This window comes from Mesorhizobium sp. B2-3-11, assembly GCF_006442215.1.
GTDB lineage: Bacteria > Pseudomonadota > Alphaproteobacteria > Rhizobiales > Rhizobiaceae > Mesorhizobium > Mesorhizobium salmacidum.
Window position 1 is genome coordinate 86,742 of the sequence record NZ_VFVS01000003.1, and the last position, 12,083, is coordinate 98,824.

Consider the following 12,083-nt stretch of genomic DNA (forward strand, 5'->3'; position numbering starts at 1 on the left):
CGCTTTTCCTTGACGAAACCGCCCACACGGACAACAACGCCCGCATGCTGAATCAGACCAAACCGGATCCCGTTCGGTCGCCGCTGCTGGACCAGGCGCAGGCACAAGGCATCCGCCACGGCTACTTCACCCGCATTGGCGGCGTCTCCACGGGCATCTACCGGGGCCTCAACATCGGCACTGGGTCGGATGACGACCAGGCGCTGGTCGCCGAGAACCGGGCCCGTGTCGCCGCCTGGATGGGCGTGCCCGCAAGCCATCTGCTGACCGCCTGGCAGGTCCATTCACCCAACGTCGTCATCGCCAGGGAACCCTTCGCCGGCGAGCGTCCCAAGGCCGATGCCATCGTCACCGACCGGCCGGGCATCGCCATCGGCGCCTCGACCGCCGATTGCGGCCCGGTTCTGTTCGCGGATGCCGGCGCGCGCATCATCGGCGCGGCGCATGCCGGGTGGAAAGGCGCTTTCACGGGCGTACTCGAAAACACCGTTGCCGCCATGGAGAGCCTCGGCGCCCGTCGCGAAAAAATCGTTGCCGTGCTTGGCCCTTCGATCAGCCCCGACAATTACGAAGTGGGGCCGGAATTCATCGCCCGCTTCGTCGATGCCGACAGTGAAAATGCGCGATATTTCGTGCCTTCGGCACATGCCGGCCATTCGATGTTCGACCTCAACGGCTATACGGTCGACCGGCTGGCCAAGGCCGGCGTTACGGCCGAAGGCCTTGGCCGCTGCACCTATGCCGAGGAAGATCTGTTTTACTCCTACCGGCGCACCACGCACCGTAGGGAACCCGATTATGGCCGGCAGGTTTCCGCAATCGTTTTGGAGAAGGTATAATGGCGCTGCATTTTGAACGATCGGAATTCGACGCGCGGCGCGACCGGCTGATGATCGAGATGGCCGAGAAGAAGCTCGACGCCATCCTGCTGTTCGCGCAGGAAAGCATGTACTGGCTGACCGGCTACGACACGTTCGGCTTCTGCTTCTTCCAGTGCCTGGTGGTGAAGGCCGACGGTTCCATGGTGCTTCTGACCCGTTCGGCCGACCTGCGCCAGGCGCGCCAGACCTCGATCATCGACAACATCGTGCTGTGGACCGATCGCGACGGCGCCAATCCGGCCGTCGACCTGCGCAACCTGCTCAACGAACTCGACCTGCTCGGCGCCCGGATCGGCGTCGAATACGACACTCACGGTCTGACCGCCTATAATGGCCGCCGCCTGGACGAGCAGTTGCAGACCTTCGGCCAGATCGCCGATGCCTCCGGCATCGTCGGGCGGTTGCGCCTGTTCAAGAGCCCGGCCGAGGTCGCCAAGGCGGAGAAGGCCGCCAATCTGTCCGACGACGCGCTGGACGCGGCGCTGCCGCTGATCAAGCAGGGCGGCGACGAGGCCTTGATCCTCGCCGCCATGCAGGGCGCGATCTTCGCCGGTGGCGGCGACTATCCGGCCAACGAGTTCATCATCGGCTCCGGCGTCGATGCGCTGCTGTGCCGCTACAAGGCCGGCCGCCGCAAGCTCACCAAGAATGACCAGCTGACGCTCGAATGGGCAGGGGTCTTCCATCATTACCACGCGCCGATGATGCGCACGGTGCTGACCGGAAAGGTCTCCAAGCGCCATCAGGAGCTGTTTGATGCGGCACGCGCCGCCCTTCTGGCCGTCGAAAAGGCGATGACGCCCGCAAACACCTTCGGCGACGTGTTCGACGCCCACGCCCGCACCATGGAAGCGCACGGCCTGACCAAGCACCGGCTGAACGCCTGCGGCTATTCGGTCGGGGCCCGGTTCACGCCGTCCTGGATGGATATGCCGATGTTCTACCAGGGCAATCCCGAACCGATCGCGCCGAACATGACGCTGTTTGCCCATATGATCATCATGGATTCCGAGACCGAGACGGCGATGACGCTTGGCCGCACGTACCTGACCACCGAATCCCAGCCGAAGCCGCTGTCCCGCCATGATCTCGACTTGATCGTGCAGTGAATCCATAATGGGAGGCGTTCTTCGCCAAGGAGTTAGAAGGCAAATGAGACGATCGCATGTGACGACCGTGTCATTGCTTGTGGCATTGGCTTTGGCTGCCTGCACCAACGCAAAGGACGTCCTCGAGCCTTCCGCCATCACCCCGCCGGCGGCTTCGACGCAGCCGGCAACGCAGGGCAGCTCGGCGGCCACCGTTCCCGCCCCGGCGCCATCTACGGCCGCGACGGCCACCACGACAGCGGGCGCACCCGCCGCCGCGCCCGTCACCTCCGCCCAGGCTGCCGCCATCCTGTCGAAGACCCGGCTGCAGATCGCGCCGATCGTCGGAGCTTCGGTGGAAGCCGCCACGCCGCTGACGGCGGAACTGCAGACACGCGCCAGGCAGCGCGGCATCACGCTGGCCGGCAGCCAGGACCAGACCGCCACCCATGTGCTCAAGGGTTACTTCTCGGCGATGACAGAGGGCAAGGACACCACCGTCATCTATGTCTGGGACGTCTACGACCTATCCGGCAACCGGCTGCACCGCATCAACGGCCAGATGAAGGCGCCTTCGACCGGTTCCGGCGCCGGCGCCGACAGCTGGAAGTCGGTCTCGCCAGCCACCATGCAGGCGATCGCCGACCAGACCATCGACCAGTTCGCGGCCTTTCTCAGTGGCAAGGCGAGCTAGTCCAGAACCCAAAAGTAGAAAACGGTTTTGCGAAAATCCGGATGCTCGAACGAGCAGAGGGAGCAGCGGAAGTCCGCAGCTCTCCGCTGCCAGTCGGTGATGGCTAACAGTTTTCGTGAGCTTAGCCGGCGGATTCACGATCTCGACGCTTGCAATACCGGCGCGGGCCGCTAAAAGCCCGGTTAAAAGGCGCAGGAGAGTCCGCCAGGCCTCTCCGTCCTCCACCAGGAACGGTGCATGAAACTCTTCGCGGGCAATTCCAACAGGGTGCTGGCCGAAGCGGTCGCTCGGTATCTCAACATCCCGCTGGGCAAGGCCAGTGTCAGGCGCTTCGCCGACCAGGAAATCTTCGTCGAAATCCAGGAGAATGTGCGCGGCGAGGATGTCTTCATCCTGCAGTCGACCTCGTTCCCGACCAACGATCACCTGATGGAACTGCTCATCATGATCGACGCCTTCATGCGCTCCTCGGCCAAGCGCATTACGGCCGTTATCCCCTATTTCGGCTATGCCAGGCAGGACCGCCGCGCCTCCGGCCGCACGCCGATCTCGGCCAAGCTGGTCGCCAACATGATCACCCGCGCCGGCGTCGACCGGGTTTTGACGCTGGATCTCCATGCCGGCCAGATCCAGGGCTTCTTCGACATCCCGACCGACAATCTGTTCTCGGTGCCGGTGATGGCCCGCGACGTCAAGGCAAAATACAAGCAGCTTGGCAACGTCGTCGTCGTGTCGCCCGATATTGGCGGCGTGGTGCGTGCCCGCGCGCTTGCCAAGCGCTTCGACGCGCAGCTCGCCATCGTCGACAAGCGCCGTGAGCGTCCGGGCGAATCGGAAGTCATGAACATCATCGGCGCGGTCGCCGGCAAGGATTGCCTTTTGATCGACGACATCGTCGATTCCGGCGGCACGCTGTGCAATGCCGCCGACGCGCTGCTGGCCAACGGCGCCACCAGCGTCACCGCCTACATCACCCACGGCGTACTGTCGGGCGGCGCGGTCGCTCGCATCAGCGGCTCGAAGCTGCAGGAACTGGTGATCACCGATTCCATCCAGCCGACGCAGGGCGTGCTCGACGCGCCCAACATCCGCGTCATCTCGATCGCCGACCTGATGGGCGAAGCCATCTCGCGCACGGCGACCGAGGAATCGGTGTCGAGCCTGTTCGACTGAAAACCCGTCACCCCTGCGGCAAGGCCGATGGCGTCGGTGCCTCTGAGCGGGCCGGAGCTCGCCGCATGCCTTCGCCGGCATCGCGCGCGCCGCGCATATAGCCGCGCGGCGAGGAACCCAGCATGCGCTTGAACATGGTGATGAAGGCCGGCACGCTGTCATAGCCGAGATCGAGCGCCACCCGGGTGATCGGCTCGCCGTCGGCGAGCCTCGGCAGCGCCGCGAACAGGCAGGCCTGCTGGCGCCATGTTGACAGCGACAGGCCGGTCTGGCGCTGGAAGGCGCGCGTGAAGGAGCGCCGGCTCATGCCGACCGTATCGGCCCATTCGTCGATCGTCGCATGCGGTGAGGGTGCGGCGACGAAACGCCGGCAGAGCGCCGCCAGTTTGGGATCCGACGGGAACGGCAGGCCGAGCGGCCGCTCCGGCAATTGCGGGATCTCGTGCAGGAGAAGGTTCATGATCAGGCCGCCGCGCCCTTCAAGCTCGCCGCCTTGCGGCAGCTTCTCGGATTCCACGATCAGACTGTGCATCAGGTCGGTGATGCCGACGACGCGCATGCCCTCCGGCAGGCCCGGAATCGCCTGCGGCATGACATAGACCGAGCGCATCGAGACATCGCCCAGCATCTCGACGGAATGTTCGATGCCGGCCGGGATCCACATCGCATGGTCCGGCGGCACCATCCACCGGCCATGCCGCGTCGTCACCAGCACGACGCCGACCAGCGCATGCAGCAACTGGCTGCGGCTGTGGTGGTGGTGCGGCACGTGGTAGCCGTCCGGATATTCGGTCGGCAAGACCACCGCCGGCCCGACCGCCTGCTCGAGCCACTGCCAGCGCAGCCCGTGCAATTGCTCGAGATCAGCGTGGCCGGCGCCGAAAATCTCCCTGGTTTTTGGCATTCGGTATGGCCCACTTGCGAAACTCTTGGACCAAACCACGAAAGAAGTCGCTTGGCAACCGGACTATAAGGCTGCCTGCGGGAAGCGCCCGCCACACCGCCTGCGGGAAAAACCGCCAAAAAGACTACGGAGCCTATCTTGACCGATACAACAGCCACCAGCGTCGCGCCGCCAGCGACCGCCAGTCACGCTTCAGTCCAGGCGACGGCCTTCACCGTCATCCTGGCGGTGAGCCTCTGCCACTCCATCAACGACATCATGCAGTCGCTGCTATCGGCCATCTATCCGCTTCTGAAAGACAATTACGGCCTCGACTTCTGGCAGATCGGCCTGTTGACCTTCACCTTCCAGGTGACGGCATCCCTGCTGCAGCCGATCATCGGCGCGGTTACCGACAAGCGGCCGATGCCTTATTCGCTGCCCTGGGGCATGGCGTCTTCGCTGATCGGCCTGGTCGTGCTGGCCTATGCCGGGCACTACTACCTCCTCCTGATCGGCGCCTCGCTGATCGGCATCGGCTCGGCGATCTTCCATCCGGAGTCCTCGCGCATCGCCCGCTTCGCATCCGGCGGCCGGTTTGGCCTGGCGCAGTCGCTGTTCCAGGTCGGCGGCAATTTCGGCCAGTCCATGGGCCCATTGCTGGCCGCCTTCATCGTCGTGCCCTTCGGCCAGACCAGCATCGCCTGGTTCGCCGTCGGCTCGCTGATCGGCATCGTCGTCCTGTGGCAGGTCGGCGGCTGGTACAGCCGTCTGCGCGCCGCGCAAGGCAATCGCAAGACGGCAAGCTTCGTCTCGCCCTTCCCGCGCCGCAAAGTGATGTGGGCCTTGGTGGTGCTGACCTTGCTGGTGCTGACCAAGAACGCCTACATCGCCAGCCTGGCCAGCTACTACACCTTCTACTCCATCCATAAGTTCGGCGTTTCGGTGCAGATGTCGCAGGTCATGCTGTTTCTCTTCCTCGGCTCTTCGGCGCTGGGCATCCTGCTTGGCGGTCCGTTCGGCGACCGCTATGGACAAAAGGCGATGATCTGGTTCTCGATCGTCGGCGTCCTGCCCTTCACTCTGGCGCTCCCCTACGCCAACATGGAATGGACGATGGTGCTGACCGTGCTGATCGGCCTGATCCTGTCGTCGGCATTCTCCAACATCGTCGTCTTCGCGCAGGAACTGGTGCCGGGCCGCGTCGGCACGATCGCCGGCATCTTCTTCGGCTTCGCCTTCGGCGTCGGCGGCATCGCGGCCGCCGTGCTTGGCGTCGTCGCCGACATGAAGGGCATCGATTTCGTCTTCCAGATCTGCTCCTACCTGCCTTTCCTGGGACTGCTGACGGTGTTCCTGCCCAACATGAAGGAAGCCCGCAAGGCGCAGGCAGCCGCATAAAATCATCCGAGCTGTATCCAGGCAAAGGCACCCGCCATATGGCGGGTGCCTTTGCCATTCAGGCGGGAAGGATTCAGGCCTTGAAGAAGGCCAGCAGGTCGGCGTTGATGATTTCGGCGTGGGTCGTGGCCATGCCGTGCGGAAATCCCTTGTAGACCTTGAGCTCGCCCTTCTTGAGCAGCTTGATGGTCAACAGCGCCGAGTCGGCAATGGGGACGATCTGGTCGTCATCGCCATGCATGACCAGCACCGGCACGTCGATCTTCTTCAGGTCTTCGGTAAAGTCTGTCTCCGAAAAGGCCTTGATGCAGTCATAGTGCGCCTTGGTGCCACCCATCATGCCCTGGCGGTACCAGTTGTCGATCACACCTTGCGAAACCTGCGCATCCGGGCGATTGAAGCCGTAGAACGGGCCGGCGGGAACATCCACGTAAAGCTGCGCGCGGTTGGCGGCAACGCCTGCGCGGAAGCCGTCGAACACCTCGATCGGCAGGCCGCCGGGATTGGCTGGGGTCTTGAGCATGATCGGCGGCACCGCGCCGAGCAAGGCCGCTTTGGCAACACGGCGGCCCGCACCATACCGGGCGACATAGCGCGCGACCTCGCCGCCGCCGGTCGAGTGGCCGACATGGATGGCATCCCTAAGGTCGAGATGCGCGACAAGTTCAGCCACATCGGCGGCATAGGTGTCCATCTCGTTGCCGATATCCGTCTGCGTCGACCGGCCATGGCCGCGGCGGTCATGGGCGATGACGCGGTATCCTTGTGACAGGAAGAACAGCATCTGGGCGTCCCAGTCGTCGCTGCTCAACGGCCAGCCGTGATGGAAGACGATGGGCTGGCCGGTTCCCCAGTCCTTGTAATAGATCTGCGTGCCGTCCTTGGTGGTGATCGTGCCGCTGCCTGAGCCTGATTTGGTCTGCGAGGTCATCTCAATCTCCGTTCGATTAGTATCGCAATAAACAATATCGCGATATAGATATCGCTAGCGCAGCTTGATCCCCGTGTCTACAAAAAATATGTATCGCGATATCATTTTTTGCAGTACATTTAGGCGTTTAATCGGCAAAGGAATGCGTCGTGCCTCTCCCGTTGGACAATCAGCTGTGCTTCACGCTCTACGCCACCAGCATGGCGATCAATCGCACCTACAAGCCGATGCTGGACGAGATGGGCATCACCTATCCGCAATATCTCGTGCTCAACGTGCTGGGCGAGGCTGACGGGATGTCTGTCGGCACGATCGCGCACAGGCTCGCTCTGGAATCGAGCACGGTCACGCCGCTGGTTAAGCGCATGGAACAATCCGGCCTGGTGACCCGCCGGCGCAGCCAGACCGACGAGCGCCAGGTACAGGTCGACCTGACATCAGCCGGCCGCAAGCTGCTCATCCAGTGCAATTGCCTGAACGAAACCCTGGTTGAGCGCTCGGGCATGACGCTGGCCGAGCTCGACGCCCTGAACCGGCAGGTCCAGGCACTGCGCGATGCCTTGAGCGGCGACCGTTAACGACGGCCTTTCCCACCTCCGCTTGCACGCCTGCCCGCCTTCCGCTATAGAGCCGCCACCCGCGTAGACACCCTTGGAGGCAACGCGGCGGAAGGCTGCCTTCCCCTTGTGATCCCGAACAAAGATCCGCTCGCTGCGGTTTCCGGCATTCGGGCGCCGAGGTCTGGCGGCTTTCGACGTTTACGGCCTGGCACATCGCCAACCGTAGGCGCTCCATAACACGCGAAAGGAAAAGCCATGAGCCACGACACTTACGAGCTCAAGGCCGAAGCGCGCGAACAGGTCGGTAAGGGGTCCGCCCGTGCAGTTCGCCGCAACGGTAAAGTGCCTGCAGTAATCTACGGTGACAGACAGCCTCCCCTGGCGATCGCGCTCACCTACAAGGACATCTACTACAAGATCCATGGCGGCGGGTTCCTGACCACGGTCGCCACGATCGATGTCGACGGCAAGAAGATCCAGGTCCTGCCGAAGGACTTCCAGCTCGACCCGGTCAAGGATTTCCCTGTCCATGTCGACTTCCTGCGCATCGGCAAGGACACCGAAGTCAACGTCGATGTTCCCGTGCACTTCATCAATGAAGACAAGTCGCCCGGCATCAAGCGCGGCGGCGTGCTCAACATCGTGCGTCACGAAGTCGAGTTCCACTGCCCGGCCAATGCGATCCCGGAATTCATCACCGTCGATCTCACCGGTGCCGACATCGGCGATTCGATCCACATCTCGGCGGTCAAGCTGCCGGCCGGCGTCAAGCCGGTCATCTCCGACCGCGACTTCACCATCGCGACCGTTGCCGGCTCTTCGGCGATGAAGCCGGAGACGGAAGAGACGGTTGAGGTTGCGGCTCCCGAAGCGGCTCCCGCCGCCGAAGAGAAGTAACTCTTTTCACGCCCGGAGGCGACGATGCCAGAAAAGACAGCGCTTGTCTTTGCAGGCCTCGGCAATCCGGGCGCGAAATACGCTGAAAACCGGCACAATGTCGGCTTCATGGCGGCGGACGCTATCGCCCGCCGCCATTCCTTTTCGCCCTGGTCGAAGAAGTTCCAGGGCCTGATTTCCGAAGGCACGCTCGGCGGCGAAAAGATCATCCTGATCAAGCCGCAGACCTTCATGAACCTGTCCGGCCAGTCCGTCGGCGAAGCGCTGCGCTTCTACAAGCTCGACCTTTCCGCCCTCACCGTCTTCTATGACGAGATCGATCTTGCCGAAGGCAAGCTGCGTATCAAGACCGGCGGCGGCGCCGGCGGCCATAACGGCATCCGCTCGATCGACGGCCATGTCGGCAACGCCTATCGGCGCGTGCGCATCGGCGTCGGCCATCCCGGCGTCAAGGAAATGGTCCAGCATCATGTGCTCGGTGACTTCGCCAAGGCCGATCGCGACTGGCTCGACCCGCTGCTCGACGCGATCGCCGACAATGCGGCGATGATCGTCAAGGGCGACGAATCCGGCTTCATGAACAAGGCCGCCCTTGCCGTCCAGGGTAAGGCGGGCGTCGAACCGGAAAAGCCAGCGCAGAAGCAGTCGAGCCCGAGACAGCAAAGCCCGAAACAGCAAAGCCATGTCCGCCAGGCCCGCCCCCAGCAGGCGCCCGCCAAACTGCCCGAGACCGGCCCGATGGCCGCCATGCTGAAGAAACTCTTCGGTAACAAGGACTGAAGCGTAGGCGCATGTGGCCTTACAGGGCTTGACGTTCCTAACCCCTATCGCCCATAGCCCTCATCAAATTTCGCTTTTTCCCGATAGGACCGGACAAAATGGGTTTCAAATGCGGCATCGTTGGCTTGCCCAATGTCGGCAAGTCGACGCTTTTCAACGCGCTGACGAGGACGGCCGCCGCGCAGGCCGCCAACTATCCCTTCTGCACCATCGAACCGAACACCGGCGAGGTGGCGGTGCCCGATCCGCGCCTGCAGAAGATCGCCGAAATCGCCAAGTCGAAGGAGATCATTCCGACGCGCATCTCCTTCGTCGACATTGCCGGCCTGGTGCGCGGCGCCTCCAAGGGCGAAGGGCTGGGCAATCAGTTCCTCGCCAACATCCGCGAGGTCGACGCCATCGTGCATGTGCTGCGCTGCTTCGAGGATGACGACATCACCCATGTCGAGGGCCGCATCGACCCTGTCGCCGACGCCGAGACGGTCGAGACCGAGCTGATGCTCGCCGACCTCGACAGCATCGAGCGCCGCATCGTCCAGATCCGCAAGCGCGCGGGCAGCAAGGACAAGGAAGCGACGACCGTATTGCCGATGATGGAGGCGGCACTCGAGCTGCTGCAGGCCGGCAAGCCGACCCGCATCCTGCTCAAGGGGATTTCGGCGGAGGACCTGCGCATCCTGCAGGGCCTGAACCTCTTGACCTCGCATCCCGTGCTCTATGTCTGCAACGTCGCCGAGGTCGATGCCGCGACCGGCAACGAGCACACCAGGGCCGTGGAGAAGATGGCCACCGCGCAGGGCGCCGGCACCGTGGTGATCTCGGCCGCGATCGAGGCCGAAGTCGCCCAGCTCTCGGACGAGGAAGAGATGGAGTTCCTGTCCTCGCTTGGGCTCGACGAGCCTGGCCTGAACAAGGTCATCCGCGCCGGCTACGACCTGTTGCATTTGATCACCTATTTCACCGCCGGGCCGAAGGAAACGCGCGCCTGGACCATCCACAAGGGCGACAAGGCCCCACAGGCCGCTGGCGTCATCCACACCGACTTCGAACGCGGCTTCATCCGCGCCCAGACCATCGCCTACAACGACTTCGTCACGCTGGGCGGCGAAGTGGCGGCCAAGGAAGCCGGCAAGGCACGCGATGAAGGCAAGGAATACGTCGTCCAGGACGGCGACGTCATGATGTTCAAGTTCAACACGTGAGAAGGTCGCCATAGAGCGGCCCCCCTTCGGCTGGATAGCACCATCCCTGCGGCATAGTTGTCGCGGGCTGTCTACGAGGACTGAGGACATGAACAAGCCCACCATCATTACCACGCCGAACGGGGACCGTATGGCCATTCTGCCACTCGCCGACTACGAGAGCCTTGTTGAAGCGGCGGAGGACGCGGCCGACATTCAAACCTAGATCAGATCAAGCAAAAGATCGCTGCCGGCGAGGAAGAGCTTATCCCGGCCGCCGTCGTCAACCGCATCCTGGACGGCGAGAATAAGGTCCGCGTCTGGTGCGAGCATCGCGGGATGTCGGCTCGCGACCTCGCTGAAAAGACAGAGATCAGCGCAGGCTATCTCTCGCAGATTGAGACGGGCACCCGCGACGGTACCTTCGACACGATCAAGCGCATCGCCGCCGCCCTCAATGTCTCGGTTGACGATCTCGCGTAGCGCCCGTTGCGAAACGAAACCGGACCTGTCGTGCTCCATGCTCATCGGCGCGATCGGAGGCGCGGCGGCTGGGCTCTGACCGACGCGGCGGGCCCGATCACGCGGGCTGGTTCACCAGAAAGGGCTTGACCAAACCGCCCGCGGCCTGCATCCGGGTTTTCCGATCCAAAGGGATCGCGCATTCTACAACCGGATTTGCAGACCATGACCGGAAAGACATGGGCCTATGAGGACTTCGTCGAAGGGGCCAAGTTCGACCTCGGCACCAAACAGGTGAGCGCCGCCGAGATCATCGAGTTCGCCAGCGAGTTCGACGCCCAGCCGATGCATCTCGACGAGGAGGCCGGCAAGGCCAGCATCCTCGGTGGCCTCTCGGCTTCGGGGTGGCACACCTGCGCCATGTTCATGCGCATGCTGTGCGATGCCTTCTTGCTGGACTCCACCTGTCAGGGCGCGCCCGGCGTCGATCAGGTCAAATGGAAGAAGCCGGTGCTCGCCGGCGACACGCTGCGGGGCAACCTCGTGGTTCTGGCCAGACGCCTGTCGAAGTCGAAGCCGCAGCTTGGCTTCGTGACCATGCGCAGCGAACTCGTCAACCAGCGCGGCGAAAGCGTCTTCGAGCTCGAGAACTCCGTCATGTTCCTGACGCGCGATGCCGCGGGGAATGCGTCATGACGCTGGATGAATTCTTCCGTATCGGCACGACCGTCACACTCGGTTCGCACACATTCGAACCCGAGGCGATCAAGGCGTTCGCCCGCAAATACGACCCGCAGATTTTTCATATCGACGAGGAGGCGGCGAGGAAGAGCGTGCTCGGCGGGCTCTGCGCCTCCGGCTGGCACACTGCGGCCACCTGGATGAAGCTGAACCTGGAGACCCGCCTGGACGCCGAAGGCTGGGACGGCCCGGTGCCCGAATTCGGCCCCTCGCCCGGATTCAAGAACCTGAAATGGCTGAAGCCCGTCTACGCCGGGCAAACCATCACCTTCACGCGCACGGCCCTTTCCCACCGCCCCATCGCGTCCCGCCCCGGCTGGCGGTTGCTGGCGCTGCTCTGCGAGGCCTCCGATTCGACCGGCGGCAAGGTGCTGGAATTCGAAAGTGCGGTGCTGGTGAGGGTTGGGTGAG

13 protein-coding genes and 1 pseudogene are annotated in these 12,083 nt (G+C 63.4%); 12 read left to right on the plus strand and 2 right to left on the minus strand.

The window, feature by feature from the left end:
• The first annotated feature begins 44 nt into the window (after positions 1-44).
• The 4 genes from pgeF to FJ960_RS05825 all read left to right on the plus strand — a co-directional run bounded on the left by pgeF (position 45) and on the right by FJ960_RS05825 (position 3,836).
• On the plus strand, positions 45-839 hold the full coding sequence (gene pgeF, locus FJ960_RS05810; protein WP_140712465.1) for a peptidoglycan editing factor PgeF: 795 nt from the start codon (positions 45-47) through the stop codon (positions 837-839).
• Positions 839-1,990, plus strand: a complete 1,152-nt coding sequence (locus tag FJ960_RS05815) for a Xaa-Pro peptidase family protein (RefSeq protein WP_140504935.1) — start codon at positions 839-841, stop codon at positions 1,988-1,990. Before pgeF ends, FJ960_RS05815 begins: the two co-directional genes overlap by 1 nt.
• 43 nt (positions 1,991-2,033) lie before the next feature.
• A complete protein-coding gene (locus FJ960_RS05820) occupies positions 2,034-2,663 on the plus strand; it encodes a hypothetical protein (protein WP_140712467.1) in 630 nt (209 codons plus the stop codon).
• Between the two features lie 237 nt (positions 2,664-2,900).
• Positions 2,901-3,836 carry a ribose-phosphate pyrophosphokinase gene (locus FJ960_RS05825; protein ID WP_019860650.1) on the plus strand — a complete coding sequence of 312 codons (936 nt, stop codon included), beginning with the start codon at positions 2,901-2,903 and terminating at the stop codon, positions 3,834-3,836.
• Between the two features lie 7 nt (positions 3,837-3,843).
• Here the strand turns inward: FJ960_RS05825 and FJ960_RS05830 are convergent, their stop codons facing one another.
• A complete protein-coding gene (locus FJ960_RS05830; RefSeq protein ID WP_140712469.1) occupies positions 3,844-4,740 on the minus strand; it encodes a helix-turn-helix transcriptional regulator in 897 nt (298 codons plus the stop codon).
• A 138-nt stretch (positions 4,741-4,878) separates the two neighbouring features.
• On the opposite strand from FJ960_RS05830, the gene FJ960_RS05835 reads away from it, so the two are divergent.
• The gene (locus FJ960_RS05835) at positions 4,879-6,120 is read left to right on the plus strand and encodes an MFS transporter (protein ID WP_181174157.1); all 1,242 of its coding nucleotides are present in this window, start codon (positions 4,879-4,881) and stop codon (positions 6,118-6,120) included.
• 73 nt (positions 6,121-6,193) lie between these two features.
• Here the strand turns inward: FJ960_RS05835 and FJ960_RS05840 are convergent, their stop codons facing one another.
• Positions 6,194-7,051 (minus strand): alpha/beta hydrolase, encoded by an 858-nt coding sequence (locus FJ960_RS05840; protein ID WP_140712473.1) that lies wholly within the window; start codon positions 7,049-7,051, stop codon positions 6,194-6,196.
• A gap of 149 nt (positions 7,052-7,200) precedes the next feature.
• Here FJ960_RS05840 and FJ960_RS05845 point away from each other — a divergent pair, with 149 nt between their 5' ends.
• From FJ960_RS05845 to FJ960_RS05875, 7 genes and pseudogenes are all read left to right on the plus strand, one after another.
• On the plus strand, positions 7,201-7,629 hold the full coding sequence (locus FJ960_RS05845) for a MarR family transcriptional regulator (protein ID WP_140712475.1): 429 nt from the start codon (positions 7,201-7,203) through the stop codon (positions 7,627-7,629).
• A gap of 237 nt (positions 7,630-7,866) precedes the next feature.
• A complete protein-coding gene (locus FJ960_RS05850) occupies positions 7,867-8,508 on the plus strand; it encodes a 50S ribosomal protein L25/general stress protein Ctc (protein ID WP_027143359.1) in 642 nt (213 codons plus the stop codon).
• Positions 8,509-8,532: 24 nt separating this feature from the next.
• Positions 8,533-9,288, plus strand: a complete 756-nt coding sequence (gene pth / locus FJ960_RS05855; RefSeq protein WP_140712477.1) for an aminoacyl-tRNA hydrolase — start codon at positions 8,533-8,535, stop codon at positions 9,286-9,288.
• A 98-nt stretch (positions 9,289-9,386) separates the two neighbouring features.
• Positions 9,387-10,490 (plus strand): redox-regulated ATPase YchF, encoded by a 1,104-nt coding sequence (gene ychF / locus FJ960_RS05860; RefSeq protein WP_140712479.1) that lies wholly within the window; start codon positions 9,387-9,389, stop codon positions 10,488-10,490.
• An 88-nt stretch (positions 10,491-10,578) separates the two neighbouring features.
• A pseudogene (locus FJ960_RS05865) lies at positions 10,579-10,952 on the plus strand (helix-turn-helix transcriptional regulator).
• Positions 10,953-11,156: 204 nt separating this feature from the next.
• Positions 11,157-11,627 (plus strand): MaoC family dehydratase, encoded by a 471-nt coding sequence (locus FJ960_RS05870; protein WP_140504922.1) that lies wholly within the window; start codon positions 11,157-11,159, stop codon positions 11,625-11,627.
• On the plus strand, positions 11,624-12,082 hold the full coding sequence (locus FJ960_RS05875; protein WP_140504920.1) for a MaoC family dehydratase: 459 nt from the start codon (positions 11,624-11,626) through the stop codon (positions 12,080-12,082). Before FJ960_RS05870 ends, FJ960_RS05875 begins: the two co-directional genes overlap by 4 nt.
• The last annotated feature ends 1 nt before the right edge of the window (position 12,083 follow it).